The following is a 22,147-nucleotide window of genomic DNA, read 5'->3' as shown; positions in this document are numbered from 1 at the left end:
ATGCGATTAGTGGGAAATATTCAAATGAAAGTAAATAGGATCATTCAAGAAACTCCACTCGTGAAACAGTTCGAGTTGATTCCGGTTGATGGAAACCCATTGCCTGCTTTTACTGGAGGTTCGCATGTAACTACATTCATGCCGGCCGGAGAAACGATTTTCGAGAGGGAATACTCCATTATCAGCCATCCGAGAGACCGTAAAAAATATGCCATTTCGATCCGTCGTGACGAGGCGTCTCGCGGAGGCTCTGCATACTGGCATGATTATGTAAAGGAAGATACTAGGCTGGAAGTCAGCTTTCCTAAAAACAACTTTCCTCTCAGCTTTCGAGCGAAGCATCATGCTTTTTATGCAGCTGGAATAGGCATCACCCCATTTTTGGCGATGATGGAAGACATGGCTGCTGAAGGCCAAACCTTTGAACTCCATTATGCAGCACGCACACCGGAATTATGTGCTTTTTATGATCTGTTGAAAGCTAAATATCCGGATCAATGCACTTTTTATTTTTCGCAGGCAGAAGCGAAAAGCAGAATGACACCTGCGACGATGATGGATCATCGTATTGGCACACATGTTTATTTTTGCGGACCGCTCGAGATGGTGCAACAGTATCGTGAGGCAGCCAGTTCATATGGGTATCCCGAACATGCGATTCACCTCGAATTATTCGCCGCAAAAAATGATGGGCCCAAAGATCCTTTCTTTGTTGACCTTACAGATAGCGATCGGTCCATCTCGGTTCATGAAGGAGAAACACTGCTTGAAGCCCTTTTAAGGGAAGGAATTGATGCACCGTATTCATGTAAAGTCGGCGGGTGCGGAAGCTGTGAGGTAGCTGTCGATGATGGAGAAGTGGACCACCGTGATTTCTTCCTTAGCGAAGAAAACCGCCAATCACGCAACTCAATCCTGACATGCTGCTCACGGGCGAAGGGAGACAGACTTGCTTTAAAACTTTAATACATCAATACAAGGTAAAAAAATGAATCGGAGGCTAAAACATGACAATTATAGAAACGGCAGTTTTAGAACTGAAAAATTACATTAATGGTGAGTGGCAGTCTTCATCTTCAAATGAAGTAATTCCGGTCATTAATCCTGCGACACAGGAAATCATCGCTAGGGCACCGCGAGCGACCAAGGAAGAAACGGAACTAGCCATCTCAGCTGCGAAAGACACATTCAAAAGCGGAGTCTGGTCAGGACTTACAGCACAAGAGCGTGCTTCCTATTTATATAAAATCGCAGATAAAATTGATGAACGTGCGGAAGAGTTAACGATTCTTGAAACAATGGATAACGGGAAACTTAAAGCAGAGGCGGCTTTCGATATTGCCGATGCAGCTTCGTGTTTTCGTTACTACGCCGGCTTGGTTCAACATCCAGAAGGGGAAACATACCAAGTTCCCGCTCCCGTACAAGCGATGGTCGTTCGCGAGCCTGTAGGTGTAGCTGGTTTGATTGTACCTTGGAACTTCCCTCTTCTAATGAGTGTATGGAAAATCGCACCTGCCCTTGCGGCAGGTAATACGATAGTGTATAAACCGGCAGAAGTGACACCTGTTACAGCAACGAAGCTGTTTGAAATCTTAGAGGAAGCGGGCATCCCTAAAGGAGTCGCCAATATGGTGATGGGCCGCGGGACTGTCGTAGGGCAAACAATTGCCGAAAGCAAGGATGTTGACATGGTTTCATTTACAGGAAGTACAGACGTTGGCCGCTCGATCATGAAAGCGGCAGCAGGCAATTTAAAGAAAATTTCACTTGAGCTTGGCGGTAAATCACCTAACATCGTTTTTGCGGATGCGGATTTAGAAACAGCGGTCGATTACGGATTGTTCGGTATCTTCTTCGGTGCAGGACAAGTATGTTCGTCAGGTAGCCGCATTCTTGTTGAAGAAAGCATGTATGCTGAATATGTAAAATGTTTTGTGGAACGCGCAAGTAAAATTAAAGTTGGACCTGGTCTTGCACAAGGAAGCCATATGGGGGCCATAGTAAGCGAAGCACAAATGAAGAGTATTTTAAATTATATTGAAATAGGCAAACAGGAAGGTGCGACACTTGCAACAGGAGGTTACCGGCTCGTTGATGACGGTCTTGACAAAGGATTCTTCCTTGCACCGACTGTCTTCACCAATGTAACAACTGACATGCGCATCGTTCAAGAGGAAATCTTTGGTCCAGTTGTTGTCATCCAAAAGTTTAAAGATGAAGAAGAAGCTATTAAACTGGCAAATGATACAGACTACGGGCTAGCAGGCGGCGTCTTCTCTAACGACGGGGCAAAAGCACTGCGTGTAATCAAGAAAATACGAGCGGGCATTACATGGGTAAATGATTATCATCCAACATTTGTCGAGGCCCCATGGGGCGGTTACAAACAGAGCGGGATTGGACGTAGTTTAGGAAAATACGGCTTAGACGAATACCAAGAAATTAAACAAATCAACATTAATCTCGATGTAAAACCGATTGGCTGGTTCCCCAATTAAGCTAGAGAAGGTGCAAACAACATGTAAAAAACCTAATCCAATTACGGATTAGGTTTTTTGGATTGTCCAGCAGAAGATTGCTTTATTTTCCATTTTACGCAATATAGATATAAAAAAGTTAAACTAGGCCTCTAAGGTCATATAAGATTATTTATCACTATAATAGATTTTAGTCAGGAATTTATTGATAGGGAGGTAATGTACTTGCATTCAAGGTTATACAAAATATTGAGATCCATAATGCAACGGGACGACGATGTAATCATTGGTCACTATCTTGCCAAGTTAACAAATGTCTCAGCAAGAACGATTCAGAAAGATATAAAGATGCTCAATGATATAGTAAAACAGTATGGAGCATGTATCCATTCTATTCGGAGCGTCGGTTACAAGTTGGAGATTAATGATCCTGAAACGTTCTACCTGTTTATCAAAGAAGAGCAAAAGAGGCAAGGAGTGGAAACGGAAGTCCCGGGTGATACCGAAGAAAGAGTTCTTTTTTTATTAAGGAGATTACTTCTTGCCGAAGGTTATGTAAAGCAGGAGGATTTAGCTGAGGAAATGTATGTCAGTAAATCAACCATTCAAAAACTAATGAAGGATGTAAGGGAAAAGCTGGCTGTGTACAAGTTGACCCTGCCAAGCAAGTCAAATTTTGGACTTAAGATTGAGGGAGATGAGTTTAATTATCGTTCCTGTATTTCTGAATATTGTTTCATTAGAGACATAAACCATTCTTTAATGGCAAAGCAGACATTACTTAAAGAATCTTTTACGGAGAAACAAATTAAGGACTTAAAAAATCTAATGTTAAATGCCGCTCCTAATAGAAACATACATATTTCAGACAGAGATTTTGAAGATGTACTGATTCATTTTCTAGTTGCTATTAAGCGGATTAACAAGGGTCTTTATATTAGAAAAGATGAACTGAAGAGCAGGGAAATTCCCCTGGCCCTTGCAAGTACCATCGTGATTGATTTATTAAAAGAAATAGAATCGATTTTCAATGTGACAATACCTGAGCCGGAACGTATATATCTATGTCTTCTTTTACTAGGAAAGAAGATCATTCCTAATGAGTTAAAAAATGATACGTCCTCTATTAGGGAAATAAACAAAGTGATAGACGATATGCTTTATGCAATTTTTTTGGAAATGAATTTTGATTTTCGGCAAGATCCAGAATTAAGGACTAGTTTATTTAATCATTTAAAAGTGATGTTAAACCGCTTAGAGTATGGATTGAATATACGAAACCCGATACTGAAAGAGATTAAAGAAAAATACCCTTTCTCATTTGAGATGGCACTAATAGCAGCCCAATCCCTTAATAATAGTTTAAAAATTGAAATAAATGACGAAGAAATAGGGTTTCTTGCTATCCATTTAGAGGGTGCCGTCCAGCGTATGAACGCCAGTTTCACACGTATACGATGTTTAGTGGTTTGCTCTACAGGTACTGGAAGCGCCCAGTTATTGAAATATGGACTAAACAAACATTTAGGGGACCGATTAACGATTATTGGCGTTCAAAGTTATTATGCCCTATCACAAATGGATTTGAAAAAGATCGATCTAATAGTTAGCACTATCCAAATTGATGCTGCGCTTTCGATCCCATTTATAAAGGTAAGTCCAATATTATCTGAACAAGATATAATTTCCATTAAAAATAAATTGAAAGCAATCCATACGAAAAATCATTGTGAAGTAGCGCAGTTTATTAAAGAAGATTTAATTTTTCTACAGATGGAGCTCAGCAGCCCAGAAGAAGTAATTGAGTCCATGTGTCAAACAATTATTACTAAACAACTCGCGTCCCCGGATATTACGAAATTAGTTATCGAAAGGGAGATGGCTTCACCAACTTCGTATGGTAATTTAATTGCGATCCCCCACCCATTAAAACATATTAGTTATGAAACCTTTTTAGCTTTTTGCACACTGAAAAAACCGATCAAATGGGGAAATGAAATGGTTCAGTTAATCTGTTTTTTTAATATAAAGAAAAATAATGAAATGGATTTACAAGATTTATATGAGTTTCTCTATACCATGATCAACGATAAAAATATTGTTGGAAAATTAACAAATTGCCGGACTGTGCCTGAATTTTCGACACTTTTATACAGTCAGGACAAAAGTAACAAAATCCATACCATAAAATAGAATGCAAAGAAATGATTGAGCGTGTGTTCGAAAGATACAAAAGAAAAGCATGGTATGCGGTGGACCGCACTTAAAATATTCGTTGCCTTGATTGTAAAGAAGATGGACAATTGGACATGGCAAGGTCCAAAACCAGGTACAACATAGTGGGCTCGTAAAGTTCTAATCTCTTAAATGTAGACGTCCCCTTTTTGTCTACAAACTGAAACTTCCGTATTAAAACGGAAGTTTTTTGTGTATGGATGAAAACGTTTTCTTGGTAGGGTAGATACATGGAAGAACAAGTTTGGAACAAGAAATGTTCCGTTAAAGAGAAAGGTTGAGTCAATGTGGAAGAAAGTTTACCGATTAGTTTTCAGATGATCCTGCATGGTGGCAACTCACGAAGTCATTCGATGGAAGCGCTCCAATTTGCAAAGTCTGGTGATATCGAAGAAGCAAAAGCCAGTCTTCAAAAAGCGAAAGAAGAGTTAACCCTTGCTCATCGAATACAAACGAATCTCATACAAAACGAAGCAGGGGGGGATAATACTGTAATTTCTCTAATTCTGATTCATGCTCAAGATCATTTAATGAATGCCATCACAGTAAAAGACTTAGCGGAAGAATTTATTTATCTTTACAAGGAATTGAAAGAAATGAAAGAAAGATAAAAATTAAAAATTGGAGTGACTTGAAATGAAAATTTTATTATCTTGTGCGGCTGGAATGTCAACCAGTATCATCGTAAAAAAAATGCAAAATGCTGCTGCAGCTCAGGGAAAGAACTATGAAATCATAGCTTTGGATATAGAAAAGGCGGAGAAGGAATTCGAGAAATATGATGTTGTTTTAGTTGGTCCCCAAATCCGCTATATGTTAACCAAATTCAAAGCAAAAGGAGAAAAAGTTGGTATTCCAGTAGAGTTGATTAATCAAATGCATTACGCCATGTGTAACGGAGAAGAAGTGTTGAAACAAGCTGAAAGGTTAGTAGTAACCTAATAAAAAAGATTGAGGGGAGTTCTTTATATGAGGAATGTTTACAATTTCATGGATGAAAAAATCACTCCTGTCGCTTCCAAAATATCCAATCAACGTCATCTTTCTTCAGTAAGAGACGGTCTGATTATGGCTATGCCACTATTAATCATTGGATCTTTTTTCTTGATTCTCGCATACTTGCCCATTTCGGGTTATCCAGAATTTATGGAGAACATGTTTGGAAGCAACTGGCAGACAAAATTAACCTATCCTGTAAGCGTTACCTACGACATCATGGCATTATTGGTCTCGTTTGGCATAGCATACCGTTTGGCTGAAAAGTACGGAACCATCGATGCAGTAATGACCGGAGTCTTTTCGATGGTCTGCTTTGCGTTAACTGTACCGCAGCATGTTATGTTTACGCCAGAAGGGTCACAAAAGGCTTTGGAAGTTGGAGGAGTTCTTCCTACAGCCCAGTTGGGCAGCCAAGGATTATTTGTTGCTATAGTTATTAGTATTCTTTCTACAGAAATTTATCGTTTCTTCTATGAAAAAGATTTTGTTATCAAGATGCCTGATAGTGTTCCTCCTGCTGTATGGAAGTCATTTTCGGCACTAATTCCTGGAACGATAACGATTTTAGTAATCTGGGGACTTAGATTATTAATTGAAGTTACTCCTTTTGAAAGCATGAATAATATCGTTTCTATCATAATAGGTATCCCTATGCAGTATGTCGGGGGAACTTTGCTTGGGATGCTTGTAATCGTATCGGTAATTGGTGTTTTATGGTCTGTTGGACTGCATGGCGATGCGATTTTAAGTGCTTTCACTACTCCGATATGGCTTAAGAATATGGATGAGAACCGAGCTGCATTTCAGGTAGGTAAAGAAATTCCGAATATTTTCACTCAGCAATTTTATGAGTTATTTATTTGTATAGGAGGTACCGGCGCACTGTTTTCTATTGTCATGCTGATGCTTTGGAGAAGCAAAAGTCAACAAATGAAGGAATTGGGCAGGGTTGCCGCACCAGCAAGTGTATTCAATATAAGCGAGCCTGTAATTTTTGGTGTACCAATCGTGTTAAACCCGTATCTATTCATTCCATTTTTCATGACACCGATCATATTGGTTATTGTTACGTATTTTGCCATGAAGACAGGGTTGGTTGCACGACCTGTAGGCATTGCGTTACCTTGGACCACTCCTCCTATCATCAGCGGGTACTTAGCTACAGGTGGTAAAATTTCAGGAGCCGTTATGCAGATTGTAAATATTTTAATAGCTTTAGTCATATATTATCCTTTTTTTAGAATTTGGGATAAGCAAAAATATAGAGAAGAGAGCGATATGAACGAAAAAATCAATCGTGATGTGGAGATGACTTTATGAAACAAGGAATCAAAATTGCAACAATCGGTGGAGGTTCTAGCTACACGCCCGAATTAATTGAAGGATTTATTAAGCGACATAACGAATTGCCTGTAACCGAAATCTGGCTTGCAGATATAGAAGAAGGCAAAGCCAAGCTTGAAATTGTCGGAAATTTGGCAAAACGGATGGTTGAAAAGGCGGGTGTAGCCATTGAAATCCATTTGACATTAGATCGAAAAGAAGCGTTAAAGGATGCGGATTTCGTTACGACACAAATGAGAGTAGGGATGCTGGACGCACGCATGAAAGATGAGGCTATTCCATTAAAGTATGGTGTGATCGGGCAAGAAACAAATGGTCCTGGTGGCTTATTCAAAGGAATGCGTACAATTCCAGTAATTTTAGAAATATGTAAAGAAATGGAGTGTTTATGTCCGGATGCCTGGTTAATTAATTTCACGAATCCTGCAGGTATGGTAACGGAAGCCGTTCTTCGATACAGCAACATCAAGAAGGTAGTCGGACTTTGTAACGGACCGATCGGTACAACTAAAGGTCTTGCCAAAATGTTAGCGGTTGATTCTGAAAGAGTCTATGTCGAATATGCAGGCCTGAACCATATGGTATTTGGTCTTCATGTTTATGTCGATGGTAAAGAAGTAACCAAAGAAGTGATGAGTATGCTGGGGGGGAGGGAAAAGGATGGGATAACCCCGAAAAATATAGCTGCGCTTTCATGGGAACCTGATTTCATCGAAAGACTGGGTGTCGTCCCAAGTGGATACCATCGATATTATTATCAAACAGATAAAATGCTTCAACAACTTTTGGACGATGCTAAAAATGAGGGGACACGCGCAGAAGTGGTCCGAAAACTTGAAAGCGAGCTTTTCGAGTTATATAAAGATGAGAGCTTAGCTGTTAAACCGAAACAATTGGAGGGCCGTGGAGGTGCATACTATAGTGAGGCAGCTGTCCAACTGATTCACTCCATTCACACGGATAAGCGTGACATCCAAACGGTAAATGTCCGAAATAATGGTGCCTTATCCAGCATTCCCGATGATTCTGCTGTTGAGATAAACTGTGTTATTACGAAGCATGGCCCTGTTCCACTAACAGTAGGTGACCTACCAATACAAGTAAGAGGACTTGTTCAACAAATTAAATCATTCGAAAGAATAGCGTGTGAAGCGGCCATTACCGGAAACTATCAAACAGCTCTTCTGGCAATGACGATCAATCCACTTGTGCCATCGGATACAGTTGCCAAACAAATATTGGATGAGATGTTGGAAGCACATAAACAATTCCTACCCCAATTCTTTCAAAGGGAATCAATAACTAAAGCGTAAGTGAGCATATGACCGTTCAGAAACTATGATTATTCTTTAGGAGGAAATTAATAATGGAAGTTTGTGTATATAAAGATTATAGTGAAATGTCAAAGCAATCTGCAGAGATGATCATTAAAGCAGTGAACGAAAAACCGGATGCATTATTGTGTATTGCCGCTGGAAGTACGCCAACTGGAACATTGCGCTATTTAGTTCAGGAAGCAAAACATAAAAGAGTTGATTTTTCTAATTGCAAATTTGTCGGGCTCGATGAATGGGTAGGTATGGATCGCCATGACGAAGGAAGTTGCCAGCATTACCTATATTCAGAATTTTTTGATGTTCTAAATATCAATCGGGAAAATATTCACTTTTTCGATGCTAAAGCAGAAGACTTAGAAGGAGAATGCAAAAAAACAGATAAGTATATAGAAGAGCATGGTCCGATCAATGTATGTATTTTAGGCTTAGGCATGAACGGACACCTTGCCTTGAACGAGCCAGGCATATCGTTCGAATTGTCGAGCCATGTTGTAGACCTTGATAATACTACGAAGGCAGTAGGTCAAAAGTATTTCACTGAAGCCAAAGAACTCTCAAAAGGGATTACATTAGGCTGCCGGCAATTTTTAGATGCTAAATTAGTGATGCTCCAAGTAAATGGCAGTAAAAAGAGAGAGATAGTAAAAAAGCTAATTGAAAAGTCAGTTACAACAGAATTACCTGGAACTATACTAAAAAAACACGAAAATTCTTTTTTATTACTTGACGAAGAAGCTGCTGAAATCCTCTAATGCCCCCTGTTATACTGCCAAAGCCTAAAATAAGGGGTGAAGAATTGTATATGGAAGAATAAATTTATACAATAATAGTAGATAATGAAGTACTTCTCCAACTTTCGACAGCAGCGGATTTAAAAAGTGCATCATTTTCTGTGAATGTATGCACCATAGTTAGAGGAAACGCCGTCATAATTAGGATGGCGTTTTCCAGTCAAATTGGATTACATAGAACGAAATCCAGAAAGATGAGAGGGATTAGACATGATTGTAATTGAAAATGCTTGGTTAGAGGTAGGAATAGTAAGCAGCGGTGCAGAAGTACGTGAAGTGAAGCATAAGAAAAATGAACTGAACTATATGTGGACAGGGGATAGCTCATACTGGGGACGCGTGTCTCCGGTTCTATTTCCGATAGTAGGACGTTTAAAGGAAGATCAGTATCAACTTGATGGTCTGACCTACAAGATATCACAGCATGGCTTTCTGCGAGACGTTGAGTTCATGGTCGAAAAGCTGACATCAGATAGCGCGTCTTTTGTGTTTGAGTCTGCTGGACGTTTCATCGATGTTTATCCTTACGAATTCAAATCCACTATTCAGTATTCACTTAAAGAGGATTCACTTAGCGTTCGTTGGAAGATAGAGAATAAAAATAAGGAAGAAATGTATTTTTCCATTGGAGCGCATCCGGCATTTAAGATTCCGCTCTTAGAAAATGAAACGATTAATGACTACAGTCTTAAGTTGACCTCAGCTAAGAACAAGAATCCGCTTGAATACGAGTTAAAAGATTCTCTTATCCATGAAAAAGCTGCTGTTAACAATACTGAAACGATACCGCTCACAAGGTCCCTATTTGCAAATGATGCGCTCGTATACAGCAATATTGATCTCACGACACTCACATCCAATAAATCGGGACATGGCGTGGAAGTAAGTCACAATGACTTTCCTTTTGTTGGGATTTGGTCAAAACATGTCGAGTCAGATGGTACTATGGCACCATTTGTTTGCATTGAGCCGTGGTATGGCATTGCGGACATGCATAATACATCGGGGAACTTGAAGGAGAAGTTTGGCGTGAATAGGCTTGGATCAGGAGAAAGTTTCCAGTCTGAGTATGGTATAAAGTTTAAATAGAGCGAATGAATGAAATGATCATTTCATTCATTAGCTCATTGCGGATTAAGCTAGGATTGGAACAATTTCCACTACATCCAAATGGATGCTAAGGTGGCGTGCGCGAAAATCAGAAGGTAGAAGGATAACCTTCTCAACTAAAGAGTGATCCATATCAATCTCGGGAGCTGATCATCAGCTCCTTTTCTTATGGCATAAAAAGAAAGGTTAGGGAACAAGAATCCATATTGGCATATAACTGAGTGGACTCACACTTGGGCTACCATATAGAAAGCGGCTTGTAACAAAGATGTGGTAAAGAACAATGTAGACAGAACTCTATACCATATAAACTGCATCCCATCCCATGACTTTTCATGATATCTCGAAGAATATCAAAGTAACGGATGGACCATAACCATAAATATTACATACCAAAATGGGTGTAAATAACAAGGCAGAAATGATGGGCAGGATAGAGCGCTTATATAGAATGATATTTAGGGTTGATGATCTAGTTGGCAGACTATGATGCGGGAAAATGTATTTATTAACCAACAAAATTAAATAGTACAATATACCAGTGACATTTTTCGCTTAAAAATATAACCTGAAGTTGAGGTGTTCTATATGACAAAACTAAATAAAGTAATATGTCTTACTTTCATTGTTTTATTTGTTGGTTTAATCGGCTTTAACCAGGCAACTATTAAGGAGTTAGCCCCAAGTGTAGCCAAAGCAGCCACTGTAACCTATACAGCAAGTGCAAACCTGAATGTCCGAACGGGTCCTTCCACTGCCAATAAAATCATAACGACCGTAAAACAAGGCACAAAGCTAACGGTAATTGGAAAAGAGGCAAACGGATGGCTAAAAGTAAGCTTAAAAGGTCAAACAGGCTATGTCAGCAGCCAATATGTGAAAATATCAAACTCTTCAGCAACTAAAATTTATACAGCAAGTGCAAACCTGAATGTCCGAACAGGTCCATCTACTTCCAATAAGATCATAACCACCGTTAGTCAGGGCACAAAGCTAAAAGTTTTGGGGAAAGAGGCAAACGGATGGCTAAAGGTTAGCATAAAAGACCAAACAGGTTATGTTAACAGCAAATATGTGAAGGTATCAAACCCTTCATCTGACGCCATTCAGGTTGTTGCAAAGCCTGAAAGCATACCAGTGCTAGTCAATAAAAAAAATAAGTTACCAGAAAACTATGTTCCTAAAGACTTAGTGTATACGACGATACCGTTCACTTTCAAAGAAAAGACAGAAAAGAGAAAAATGCGCAGTGAAGCAGCTGCTGCCATTAGTGAATTATTTGCGGAATCCAAGAAGCAGGGGGTAAGTCTTCTCGGTGTATCTGCTTACAGATCACATGCTACACAAGTTGCCCTGTTTGATTATTATGTAAAAAGGGATGGGTATGCCAAAGCAATTACGTACAGTGCATTACCTGGAACAAGTGAGCATGAAACGGGCCTTGCCATTGATGTGACAGGAGGAAATGGTAAATGCGCGGCGGAGGATTGCTTTGGCGGTACTAAAGAAGCAAAATGGCTGCAGGCGCATGCCGCGGATCATGGCTTCATAATCCGATACCCTAAAGGCAAAGAATCGGTTACTGGTTATAAATATGAACCATGGCACCTTCGTTATGTAGGCAAACCAATTGCTCAAACCATCATGAGCCGCGAAATTACCCTTGAAGAATATTATTCTACGAAAGCCGTCCAAAACTAAAAAGAACGTCTTAAAGTCATATGTTTCTAGTGCACAAACATCTATCCAGATAGCCTCATCAAAACCTTGATGAGGCTATTTTGTATATAGCACAACCTAAAACAATCCATATATGTTCGAATTTTTGCTATCCGTTACGAGTTTCGGCATACTCCACCAGTATTTGAGGGTTTACTCGTCAGATTGGTGGTTTTCTTCATGGAATTCATTTTAGTATTTATATGAGGGGAAAAAACAATGAAAAATCATATCCAAGGTGCTCCTGTAGTCCAGATAAGCATCCAGTGCTCCATCTGGATAGTGGGATATGGCTTGATGTGACGAGTCTTTAAATTGATATAGGATTTGCAATAATGACATCCGACAGCGGCAACGATGCTAACGAGGTAAAAAAGAATTGATATATCCCTTACAGTATGATACATTATATGGAAATTTGAGGTGAAACCATATGCAGTCCGTTAAGAAGAGCATTTCCTTGTCACAATTACATCATTATATAAAGTAGTCTTGCTATTCGATTTTTAAAAATCGGCATATAGGAAGGCTATTTATCATTAAACCGCATGGATTAAGTTATAAAACTTAAATCTAGTGCGGTTTTTTTATTTTAATAAAAATTGGAGGAATGAATGATGAGAAAAATGGATTATCAAAACGTAAAGGGCACTCAAGATTATTTACCGGATACAGAAGTGATACGAAGAGGCATCAGAAGGACAATAGAAGACGTTTTTATCCAATACGGATGTAAGCCATTGGAAACACCGATATTAAATTACACGGAATTGCTAGCTTCCAAGTATGGCGGGGGTGCCGAAATATTAGAGGAAATGTATACCTTAACAGACAGGGGAGAAAGAGATTTGGCACTGCGATACGACCTCACTATTCCTTTTGCAAAAGTAGTTGCAATGAATCCAAGCATAAGGAGACCTTTTAAAAGATATGAGATAGGTAAAGTCTTCAGGGATGGACCGATAAAAACGGGAAGGCTTCGTGAATTTACACAATGTGACGTCGATATTGTGGGTATAGAATCTCAAGTTGCTGAAGCGGAATTAATGATGATGGCAATGGATGCATTCCGCAAGCTTGGTTTAAAGGTAAGCATCCAATATAATAATCGAAAATTATTAGCTGGAATGCTTGAGGTTTTTGGAACAACAGATGAAAAGATCAATAAAGTGATATTGATACTTGATAAACTTGAAAAAGTTGGATTGGAGGCAGTTACGGTGGAGCTAAGGGAACAAGCGCTGCTGCCTTCAACCATCAATTCGATTACTCGGTTTATAACCGCCGAGGATAATGCCAGTTCGGGCTATTTCAACCCTTTCAGTGAACGGAATGGACAAATTAAGCAGGGAGTAGCAGAATTAAAAGAGCTGGAATCTTATCTCGAATTCCTTGGTGTCGATGAGCAATGTACATTCAATCCATTTTTAGCAAGAGGGCTGGAGATATATACTGGTACGATTTATGAGATATTTTTATCTGATAATAGCATTAAATCAAGTATTGGCAGCGGCGGAAGGTATGACAATGCCATTGGTGGACTGATCGGCACGAATGAAAGCTATTCAACGGTGGGGATTTCATTGGGTCTGGATGTTATTTATACGGCCTTACTATCTTCGAAGGAAAATATCGTGGAAAATCCTGATGTGGATTTTTATGTGATCCCGATAAATACCGAAAAGCAAGCATTATTAGTCGCAAGGCACCTAAGGGATAAAGGCTATAAGGTGGAATATGAAATGGGAAAGAAAAGGCTCGGCAAAGCCTTAGATAAAGCAAATAAAGAGAAATTTCGTAATGTCATCATCATAGGAGAGAACGAGGTGAAAAATAATCAAATTAAAATTAAAGATATGTTCTCTGGTGAAGAAAGAATGGAGCCTTTTTCGTTCAGTGAAGGCTGATGAGGGACGAGGCATTAATTAAAGAAACGAGGACGTTAGATTGGGAAGGAAGCTGTCTTTAGGCAGCTTTTTTTATAAAAAGGTTTGATTAAGCGCATGGAAGGTTCGGGACATAAAGCTGTTAAGGATAAATTGAATTGTTTAAAGAAAAGAAAAGTTGTGAAAGATTTAGCAAATGAATTTTTACAGCAAGCTATGAATCAAGATAGAATAGATATACGTACCTTAAACATTGAGTATAGAGAAGCAACAAACATGGCATTTAACGATTTTACATGAAAATATCCCTTTCATTCCAATAATGTTAGAGGGATAAAGGAATCAGTAGTACAACATTATTTGTAGAAATTGGAGGTAAGTATGAGGACTCTGCATGTAACTTTTGAAGAAGCATTGGATATTTGTAAAGCATTATCGAATGAGCACCGTATGACCATTATACGCATCTTATCGGAAGGGCCTAAGAATATAAATGATTTATCCGATATGTTGAACATTCCTTTTTCAACTACAGCTGTAAATGTTAAAAAGTTAGAAAATTCCGGAGTCATCACGACTCAGATTATTCCAGGAAGAGGCAGCCAAAAAGTAAGTTATAAACGGTATGATCGAATTATCATAGATTTAGTTGAAAAAACGCCTGATACAGATGATTCTCATATTATCTTCAAACTTGGGGTCGGTGAGTATGTCCATTGTGAAGTTGAGCCCACATGCGGGTTATTAAGTGAAACGGGGACGATTCATGTAAATGATGATCCCCGCTCATTTTACGAACCAGACCGAAGAAATGCCCAGCTAATATGGTTTCGATCCGGATTCGTTGAGTATCATTTTCCAAATAGAATCCCTAACAGCGCAAAAGTAGGAGAGTTGAGCTTTTCTGTTGAATTATGCTCTGAGGCGCCCAGTCATCAATCAGATTGGCCTTCAGATATCACTTGTTGGGTAAACGGTGTAGAAATCGGATTTTGGACGTCACCTGGAGATTTTGGAGGAGAAAGGGGACTATTGACACCCAGTTGGTGGCCACAACAAGATACTCAATATGGTGTTTTGAAAATATGGAAAATCAATGGGGAAGGTTGTTTCATTGATGGTGAAAAAATATCATCAATAACGATCGACGAGTTGGGACTTCATGAACAACCATACATTTCACTGAAATTGGGAGTGAAAAAAGATGCAAAAAATAAAGGGGGAATTAATCTATTTGGAGAAAAATTCGGAAACCATGATCAAGGTATAATCATGAAAATTTGCCATAAATCCTTTTAATCATAGGTGAGTGAAACTACATAACGGCATGCGTACCTACATATAAAAAAACCATCACACTGTTTTTATAGTGTGATGGTTTTTTTTATTCCCCTTCACCAGCAACAATAATTTACTTTATTTGCATATTTTTATTACAAATATCTTGTTATGTTACAAATAAAATGTAATAATATGAATTAATTGTGGAAGCGCTTTACTTATCTGGAGGAATTGAGCAGAAAGGCGTTGGTTTTTAATAGGGTATTTTGGGAGGGGGGATTTCTATAAGGTAATGCATTAGGTTTATAGGAATGAGATTTTGGATTAATCAAGTAACGGATAGACCAGCTGGATATTTTGGGCTAGGAGGAATAATCATGGAAATGGCGTTAGAAAAAAAAACAGAAGTTGAGTCCGTTGAGAAGATCGCTTTATTAGAATATATTGCCTATTTTTTCTATGGGTTCGGACAAGTATTAAATTATGCAATGGTGGGTACATTCATTGCAATTTTTTATACAGATTATCTTTTTGTTAGCGCTTCATTCATTGGCGGATTATTTTTGGTATCGAGGATATTGGATGCTGTTATTGATCCTTTTATGGGAGCTTTAATTGATAAAACGAATTCTCCTAAAGGTAAGTTTCGTCTTTGGATGAAATGGGGCTCCCTTGCTGTTGTTGCATCCACAATGATTCTATTCATTCCATGGTCGCTTGATGGCCAAGTTTTGTTGGCAATAATCTCGATTACCTATATTTTATGGGGAGTTCTATATACCTTAAGTGACGTTCCATTCTGGTCCTTATCTACGGCAATGAGTAATGACGGTCAAGAAAGGTCCAAAGCTGTAACAGTTGCAAACGCAGGCGTGAATTTAGGGTTTTTATTACCTGGCTTGCTCGTACCCATTTCGGCTAAATATATCGGCCATCATATTTTGGGGTATGATGTTGCCAATAATACTGCGTTTATGCAAGGACTGCCATGGGCTATGCTTTTTTTGTCTGTCACTACTATTCCAATGATGATCTTTGGCTATTCCTTTACGAAAGAGAGACGAAGCAAGCATATTGAAAAAGTTTCGTTTAAAGAAATGGTGCAAACGGTTAGAAGTGCAAAGCCTTTATTTGTGATTTGCATCATCTTCTTCCTTGATATTTTCTGGGATCTGCAAACGGCGTTAATAACCTATTTCTTCGTCTGGAACCTAGGAGATGCACAAAACCAGGCAACTGTAGCATTTTGGTCAATGTTCGGATTTATCTTCTTGGTATTTTATCCTATGCTAACAAAAAGGTTTAAAAAGAAATGGATACTTCAAACACAATTAATTCTTGACACTATTTTACGCTGTAGTTTATTTATCCTAGGATACGAAAATCATACCTTTGTTATCATTTTACTCGTAGCATTAAGCTTTATTAGAACAATGGCATCTTCCGTTATTCCAAATATGATTGGTGAAAGTGTCGAATATTGTGAGTATAAAACAGGAAACAGGACAGAGGCACTTGTGTTTAGTTTCCAAACATTTACCGGTAAGTTAAAAACCGCATTTGCACTAGGCTTATCGGGCTTTTTATTAACAGTTATCGGATATACACCATCAGTAACGAGCCAGTCAAATAGTACTCTCCACTGGATATTTGTTATTTGCATCCTTGTACCTGCAATTGGTAATATCCTGAAACTATTCGTAAGCTTTTATATCAAATTTTCTGAAGATGAGTTCAAGGAAGTTGTGAAATTCATAAAACATAAAAATTCCCGTTTGAATGCCCTAACTGAAAATAACCAATCAGAAGCGCTATATCACATTAAAAAAATGGAGGAAATACAAGCACAATTAGAGAAAAAGGGAATCTAAATTCAATAGGTTAAAAAGGAGAGGTAAAATGAAACGTCATGAATATCCTAGACCACAGTTTGTAAGAAGCTCATGGGTGAATTTAAATGGTGAATGGGCTTTCGCATTTGATGATGAGAACAAAGGGCTGATGGAAAATTGGTTTAATAAAAATCTGGAAACCAATAAAACGATACAAGTACCATTCGTCTACCAATCTAAATTAAGTGGCATTGAAGAAACTGGCTTCCACCCATATGTTTGGTACCAAAAGGAATTTTCTTTACCGGAAGAAATGAGGAACAAAAAAAATATTTTGCACTTTGGTGCAGTGGATTACGAAGCATCGGTTTTTATCAATGGAAAGCTTGTCGGAAGGCATGAAGGCGGGCATACGAGTTTTTCATTTGATATTACTCCCTATCTTAATAAGGGAAAAGCGCAAATGATCACCATTAGAGTGTTTGACCCGCAAACAGACGAAACCATACCAAGAGGTAAACAGTATTGGAAACAACAATCAGAAGTAATATGGTATACAAACTCCACTGGCATCTGGCAAACTGTCTGGGTTGAGTCTGTAAATCCATCACATATCGAAACGGTACGATTTACAACCGACTTAGATAATGGAACAGTGATCATCAATGCGGAAGTTTCGGAATTTAAGGTAGGACAATTTTTGCGGTATAAGATTTACTTCAAAGATGAATTGATTGCAAATGATTCTGTCCAATTGGTCGAATCACATACACAAAGGGCTGTTGAGCTGTATCAGCAGCATATATTCAGAACTTCCTTTCATTTTCATGATGAAACGTGGGCCTGGTCGCCTGAATCTCCTAATTTATTCGATGTCGTGTTGGAATTGGAGCAAAGTAATGAAACTCTAGATAGGGTAGAGAGTTATTTTGGGATGCGAAAAATTCATACAGAACGTGGAATGGTTTATTTAAATAATAAACCGTATTATCAAAAGCTTGTTTTGGACCAAGGATATTGGCCTGATGGATTGTTGACCGCGCCGAGCGACGAAGCTTATAAAGAGGATATACGCTTAGCAAAAGAGATGGGATTCAATGGCTGTCGAAAGCATCAAAAAATTGAAGACCCCCGGTTTCTATATTGGGCTGATCAAATGGGCTATTTAGTGTGGGGGGAATGTGCTGCCGCTCCAATGTATAGTGAAAAAGCAGCTAGCCGCATAACAAAGGAATGGATCGAGATCGTTGAACGAGATTATAATCACCCTTCAATTGTTACTTGGGTTCCGATAAACGAAAGCTGGGGAGTGCCACATATTCATTTAAATAAACAACAACAAGCTCATTCCTTAGCATTGTATTATTTGATTCACTCGTTAGATACTACGAGATTGGTCATTTCTAACGATGGATGGGAAATGACTAAGACTGATATTTGTGCCGTTCACCATTATCAACATGGGACTAGTATAGAGTTTGAAAAGTATCGAAGTTTTGTAGATGACTTATCTACAAAAGACAATTTATTAGATTCGATGTCGACGAAGTGGTCTATTTATGCAAAAGGTTATCAACATCAAGGTGAACCCATTTTATTAACGGAATTCGGCGGAATTGCCTACAAGGTTGGTGAAAGTGAGGGGTGGGGCTATACGAGCTCTTCGACTGAAGATGAGTTTATTAACGATTATGCGAGGGTTATGGCGGCTGTCCAACAATCAAGGTCAATTCATGGATATTGCTACACACAGCTTACGGATGTAGAGCAAGAAATCAACGGACTGCTGACTTATGATCGTCAGCCTAAGTGTGACTTAAACAAGATAAAAGAAATCAACAACCAGTATCATAGTCAAATTGTTCAAAATGCAGGGAGTAACAAAGCAGGGAGCTGTTCCGAGGAGAAAATTGCAGTTGATTTCAACTAGGTTATAAGCTTTGGTTATTAAAAGGTAAATAAATCTATTAATGAAATTATTTGTAAATTGACTAAATTTTTGATATGTTTGATTGGAAAACTTCATACGTGTAGAAACAGGTGTAGATTGATATTTTTTCATCTACATAATAGGGAAGTCGGTTAGAGCCCGACGCTGTCCCGCAACTGTATTTGGGAGCGATCCGGATAAACCACTGTCTTCAGAAACATGAAGATGGGAAGGTTCGGGGAGTGATGATCATAAGCCAGGAGACCTGCCTGTTTCAGCACACATCTATACCTACGAGGATAGGGGGTGTTAAGTGCGAGCGATTGATCTGCATGTTTTTATTTTGTCATGGGAAAACATGTTTATTTACGTATCAATTCGAACTTAACAACTTCTTTATTGGAAGTTGTTTTTTTATTTTGATCATTATCAGGAGCTGTACAGAAAAAGTAGTGTATGTGAGCAATATTGAAAGGGCTTACAATAAACTAGGAGCCTGCCCGAGAGAAGAGGGCGATGAGTTGAAATGAGGAGGAAAGAAATGGGTGAACTTCAATGTAACGAACCTTTATTTCCTCATGGACTGGACACGGCAGGATTTACACCAGAGGATTTTAATGAGGAAGATCATCTCATATCAAAGACTACAGAGCTCTTTGTCAAAAACGAAGTAATGCCCCTGCTGGATTCGATTGATCGGCATGATAACGGCAAGGTGAAAAAATTGTTTCAAGAAGCGGGAGAGCTCGGCTTACTCAGCGTAGAGGTTCCAGAGTCGTATGGCGGATTGTCCCTGAATAAAAAGCTTTCAGGGCTTGTGGCCGAGAAAATGGGATTTGGCGGTTCTTTCAGCGTCTCCTTTAATATACATGCAGGTGTAGGGACCCTCCCGTACGTTTATTACGGAACAGAAGAGCAAAAGCAAAAATACTTGCCAAAACTTGCATCAGGAGAATGGATTGGTGCTTATGCCTTAACGGAAAATAACGCGGGATCAGACGCGCTTAACGCTAAAACGACGGCGGTCTTGAATGAGCAGGGGACAGCCTGGCTATTAAATGGTGAAAAACAGTGGATCACGAACGCACAAGTGGCCGATGTATATGTTGTCTTCGCCAAAACAAATAACAGCATGACTGCATTCATTGTAGACAGAACGTTCAAAGGGGTTTCCGTCGGTCCAGAAGAGAAGAAAATGGGGATAAAAGGGTCTTCGACAGCGACTTTAATTTTGGAAGATGTCAGTGTACCGGCGCAGAATGTTTTGGGAAAAGTCGGGCAAGGGCATCGTGTAGCATTGAATATTCTAAACATGGCGCGATTGAAGCTTTCCTTTTCTAACATCGGAGCATCCAAGCAAGCATTGGAGCTTGCCATTAACTACGCGAAACAGCGTAAACAATTTAACCGGACGATCATAGGTTTTTCGATGATACAAGAAAAGATTGCGAATATGGCGATTGCGATTTATGGAGCGGAAAGTGCGGCCTACAGAACGGCTGATAGCTTGGACAACGTATTCGAAACGGACGAACCTCTCGATGAACAATTGGGAAAACTGGCAAACTATGCAGCCGAATGTGCGATCAATAAGGTTCATTGCTCCGAGATCCTTGATCGAATCGTGGATGAGGCTTTACAAATTCATGGCGGTTATGGCTACATGCAAGAGTATGAAGTGGAACGATTATATCGGGATGCCCGGATTAGCCGGATTTTTGAAGGAACGAATGAAATAAACCGTCTGACCATTGCCAAACTATTGATGAAAAAAGGATTTCAAAACGGCGGCACATGGTTAAACCCTCTATTTGATGAGGAGGCGAACCGAAACCGGCAATACATCCAGATTTCTAACATGCTTCTTCACAAATCTTTGAAAGCATTGATACATGCCAATATCAACATTCAACAGGAACAAGAATATTCCCGTTTGCTTGCAGACATGGTGAAGGAAATTCATGTGATGGAATCTGCGGTCATTCGCACTGAAAAAGCGATACAAAAGAACGGGATGGAAAAAGAGCGGCTGAAAAATAATATGACGAACGTTATCTGTGAAGAAGGATATCGCAGAGTTGAAGAGATGGCTGTGTTGATTTTAACGGGAACGGAGTCGGGCGAAGCAGGCAGAAAAGTATTGTTGGAAGAAGTTCGCAGCCTTGCTGTTCCCCTCTTTAGGAATCTATTTATACAAAAACGTGAAATTGCAGAAAGAATGGCTGATCAAGAAAAATATAATGTGTGAACGGAGTGAAGCCTAATGAAAAAAATCGGGTTTATCGGATTGGGCAATATGGGTCTGCCTATGTCGCAAAGTTTACTACTTTCTAATTTTACTGTGTATGGAATGGATTTGAACAAAGAAGCTGAAATGTCCTTTCATCAATCAGGAGGAACGATTGGCGTATCGGTTGAAACTATGGTGAAACAATGTGATGTGATCTTTACAAGTCTTCCATCCTCTAAGGCAGTGGAAGAAGTTTTCCTAGGAGAAAAAGGACTCGTTTATCTCGTCGATTCCGCTGTTATGCTGATCGATACAAGTACGGTAGACCCTGAATTGAATATCCGCATCGAAGAGGCTGCCAAGAAAAAGGATGTTGATTTTCTCGCGGCACCCGTCAGTGGCGGCGTGATAGGGGCGGTAAACCGGACGCTCACCTTCATGGTAGGCGGTTCAAAGACTGTCTTCGATAGGGCCATGCCTTTATTTGACGTAATGGGCGAGAATATTTTTCATGTGAATGATCGAATCGACAGCGGTACGAATACAAAGCTGATCAATAATCTCTTGATCGGATTTTATACGGCAGGGGTAAGTGAAGCTCTTCACCTTGCAAAGAATAGCAATCTTGATCTTGAAAGGTTGTTCGAGATGCTGAACGTAAGCTATGGCCAGAGCCGAATCTACGAGCGGAACTACAAAAGCTTCATCGCAAACGATAATTACGAACCCGGTTTTGCTTTAGAGCTGCTAAGAAAAGATCTCGGGTTCGCACTTGGGCTTGCTGCAAAGAATGATGTGGAACTGCCGCTAAGCAAAATTCTTTTTGATCTGTATGAAGAAGCAGTGGAGAACGGGTATGGTGATAAAGACATGTCCATCTTCTATAAAAAAATAAGTGAGCAGACGACAAAGATTCTTTAAGGAGAGGTGAGGGAGCAGATGATTACAACGAATATAAAAAGAATGAAGAACA

At 39.3% G+C, this 22,147-nt stretch carries 17 protein-coding genes and 1 riboswitch; all 17 genes read left to right on the top strand.

Translation table 11 applies throughout. The features are described from left to right. The 17 genes from CVN76_RS19305 to CVN76_RS19225 all read left to right on the top strand — a co-directional run bounded on the left by CVN76_RS19305 (position 1) and on the right by CVN76_RS19225 (position 22,095). The gene (locus tag CVN76_RS19305) at positions 1-966 is read left to right on the top strand and encodes a PDR/VanB family oxidoreductase (protein ID WP_232732353.1); all 966 of its coding nucleotides are present in this window, start codon (positions 1-3) and stop codon (positions 964-966) included. 41 nt (positions 967-1,007) lie between these two features. Further along, the gene (locus CVN76_RS19300) at positions 1,008-2,501 is read left to right on the top strand and encodes an aldehyde dehydrogenase family protein (RefSeq protein WP_100532656.1); all 1,494 of its coding nucleotides are present in this window, start codon (positions 1,008-1,010) and stop codon (positions 2,499-2,501) included. Positions 2,502-2,699: 198 nt separating this feature from the next. After that, positions 2,700-4,673: a BglG family transcription antiterminator gene (locus CVN76_RS19295; RefSeq protein ID WP_100532655.1), complete on the top strand. Its 1,974-nt coding sequence runs from the start codon at positions 2,700-2,702 to the stop codon at positions 4,671-4,673. 359 nt (positions 4,674-5,032) lie between these two features. After that, positions 5,033-5,326 carry a PTS lactose/cellobiose transporter subunit IIA gene (locus CVN76_RS19290; RefSeq protein ID WP_100532756.1) on the top strand — a complete coding sequence of 98 codons (294 nt, stop codon included), beginning with the start codon at positions 5,033-5,035 and terminating at the stop codon, positions 5,324-5,326. 25 nt (positions 5,327-5,351) lie between these two features. Then, complete coding sequence (locus tag CVN76_RS19285) at positions 5,352-5,657, top strand: PTS sugar transporter subunit IIB (RefSeq protein WP_100532654.1); 306 nt, start codon at positions 5,352-5,354, stop codon at positions 5,655-5,657. 27 nt (positions 5,658-5,684) lie between these two features. Then, complete coding sequence (gene celB, locus CVN76_RS19280; protein WP_100532653.1) at positions 5,685-7,034, top strand: PTS cellobiose transporter subunit IIC; 1,350 nt, start codon at positions 5,685-5,687, stop codon at positions 7,032-7,034. Further along, positions 7,031-8,371, top strand: a complete 1,341-nt coding sequence (locus tag CVN76_RS19275; RefSeq protein ID WP_100532652.1) for a 6-phospho-beta-glucosidase — start codon at positions 7,031-7,033, stop codon at positions 8,369-8,371. The genes celB and CVN76_RS19275 overlap by 4 nt, the downstream gene beginning before the upstream one ends. A gap of 53 nt (positions 8,372-8,424) precedes the next feature. After that, the gene (locus tag CVN76_RS19270) at positions 8,425-9,147 is read left to right on the top strand and encodes a glucosamine-6-phosphate deaminase (RefSeq protein ID WP_100532651.1); all 723 of its coding nucleotides are present in this window, start codon (positions 8,425-8,427) and stop codon (positions 9,145-9,147) included. A 249-nt stretch (positions 9,148-9,396) separates the two neighbouring features. Next, a complete protein-coding gene (locus CVN76_RS19265; RefSeq protein WP_100532650.1) occupies positions 9,397-10,275 on the top strand; it encodes an aldose 1-epimerase family protein in 879 nt (292 codons plus the stop codon). Positions 10,276-10,884: 609 nt separating this feature from the next. Further along, positions 10,885-11,997 carry a D-alanyl-D-alanine carboxypeptidase family protein gene (locus CVN76_RS19260; protein WP_100532649.1) on the top strand — a complete coding sequence of 371 codons (1,113 nt, stop codon included), beginning with the start codon at positions 10,885-10,887 and terminating at the stop codon, positions 11,995-11,997. Between the two features lie 635 nt (positions 11,998-12,632). Beyond that, complete coding sequence (locus CVN76_RS19255) at positions 12,633-13,922, top strand: histidine--tRNA ligase (RefSeq protein WP_100532648.1); 1,290 nt, start codon at positions 12,633-12,635, stop codon at positions 13,920-13,922. A 96-nt stretch (positions 13,923-14,018) separates the two neighbouring features. After that, complete coding sequence (locus CVN76_RS19250) at positions 14,019-14,201, top strand: hypothetical protein (RefSeq protein WP_157805715.1); 183 nt, start codon at positions 14,019-14,021, stop codon at positions 14,199-14,201. An 81-nt stretch (positions 14,202-14,282) separates the two neighbouring features. Beyond that, a complete protein-coding gene (locus tag CVN76_RS19245; protein ID WP_100532646.1) occupies positions 14,283-15,200 on the top strand; it encodes an ArsR/SmtB family transcription factor in 918 nt (305 codons plus the stop codon). Between the two features lie 359 nt (positions 15,201-15,559). Further along, positions 15,560-17,053, top strand: a complete 1,494-nt coding sequence (locus CVN76_RS19240) for an MFS transporter (protein WP_157805714.1) — start codon at positions 15,560-15,562, stop codon at positions 17,051-17,053. A 28-nt stretch (positions 17,054-17,081) separates the two neighbouring features. Further along, a complete protein-coding gene (locus tag CVN76_RS19235) occupies positions 17,082-18,944 on the top strand; it encodes a glycoside hydrolase family 2 protein (protein WP_100532644.1) in 1,863 nt (620 codons plus the stop codon). Positions 18,945-19,035: 91 nt separating this feature from the next. Beyond that, positions 19,036-19,231, top strand: a riboswitch (cobalamin riboswitch). Between the two features lie 254 nt (positions 19,232-19,485). Beyond that, a complete protein-coding gene (locus tag CVN76_RS19230; RefSeq protein ID WP_100532643.1) occupies positions 19,486-21,192 on the top strand; it encodes an acyl-CoA dehydrogenase family protein in 1,707 nt (568 codons plus the stop codon). A 15-nt stretch (positions 21,193-21,207) separates the two neighbouring features. Then, complete coding sequence (locus tag CVN76_RS19225) at positions 21,208-22,095, top strand: NAD(P)-dependent oxidoreductase (protein ID WP_100532642.1); 888 nt, start codon at positions 21,208-21,210, stop codon at positions 22,093-22,095. Positions 22,096-22,147: the final 52 nt, after the last annotated feature.

The sequence above is a fragment of the Bacillus sp. mrc49 genome (assembly GCF_002803435.1).
The sequence above is the reverse complement of the archived record's forward strand: the minus strand, read 5'-3'. Positions and strand labels throughout refer to the sequence as shown.

What these genes read in the sequence shown, in the direction of transcription:
- CVN76_RS19285 (WP_100532654.1), top strand. Translation starts at nt 5,352, where the DNA reads ATGAAAATTTTATTATCTTGTGCGGCTGGAATGTCAACCAGTATCATC.
- CVN76_RS19270 (WP_100532651.1), top strand. Translation starts at nt 8,425, where the DNA reads ATGGAAGTTTGTGTATATAAAGATTATAGTGAAATGTCAAAGCAATCT.
- CVN76_RS19240 (WP_157805714.1), top strand. Translation starts at nt 15,560, where the DNA reads ATGGAAATGGCGTTAGAAAAAAAAACAGAAGTTGAGTCCGTTGAGAAG.
- CVN76_RS19290 (WP_100532756.1), top strand. Translation starts at nt 5,033, where the DNA reads ATGATCCTGCATGGTGGCAACTCACGAAGTCATTCGATGGAAGCGCTC.
- celB (WP_100532653.1), top strand. Translation starts at nt 5,685, where the DNA reads ATGAGGAATGTTTACAATTTCATGGATGAAAAAATCACTCCTGTCGCT.
- CVN76_RS19230 (WP_100532643.1), top strand. Translation starts at nt 19,486, where the DNA reads ATGGGTGAACTTCAATGTAACGAACCTTTATTTCCTCATGGACTGGAC.
- CVN76_RS19305 (WP_232732353.1), top strand. Translation starts at nt 1, where the DNA reads ATGCGATTAGTGGGAAATATTCAAATGAAAGTAAATAGGATCATTCAA.
- CVN76_RS19275 (WP_100532652.1), top strand. Translation starts at nt 7,031, where the DNA reads ATGAAACAAGGAATCAAAATTGCAACAATCGGTGGAGGTTCTAGCTAC.
- CVN76_RS19265 (WP_100532650.1), top strand. Translation starts at nt 9,397, where the DNA reads ATGATTGTAATTGAAAATGCTTGGTTAGAGGTAGGAATAGTAAGCAGC.
- CVN76_RS19245 (WP_100532646.1), top strand. Translation starts at nt 14,283, where the DNA reads ATGAGGACTCTGCATGTAACTTTTGAAGAAGCATTGGATATTTGTAAA.
- CVN76_RS19255 (WP_100532648.1), top strand. Translation starts at nt 12,633, where the DNA reads ATGAGAAAAATGGATTATCAAAACGTAAAGGGCACTCAAGATTATTTA.
- CVN76_RS19295 (WP_100532655.1), top strand. Translation starts at nt 2,700, where the DNA reads ATGTACTTGCATTCAAGGTTATACAAAATATTGAGATCCATAATGCAA.
- CVN76_RS19225 (WP_100532642.1), top strand. Translation starts at nt 21,208, where the DNA reads ATGAAAAAAATCGGGTTTATCGGATTGGGCAATATGGGTCTGCCTATG.
- CVN76_RS19260 (WP_100532649.1), top strand. Translation starts at nt 10,885, where the DNA reads ATGACAAAACTAAATAAAGTAATATGTCTTACTTTCATTGTTTTATTT.
- CVN76_RS19250 (WP_157805715.1), top strand. Translation starts at nt 14,019, where the DNA reads ATGGAAGGTTCGGGACATAAAGCTGTTAAGGATAAATTGAATTGTTTA.
- CVN76_RS19235 (WP_100532644.1), top strand. Translation starts at nt 17,082, where the DNA reads ATGAAACGTCATGAATATCCTAGACCACAGTTTGTAAGAAGCTCATGG.
- CVN76_RS19300 (WP_100532656.1), top strand. Translation starts at nt 1,008, where the DNA reads ATGACAATTATAGAAACGGCAGTTTTAGAACTGAAAAATTACATTAAT.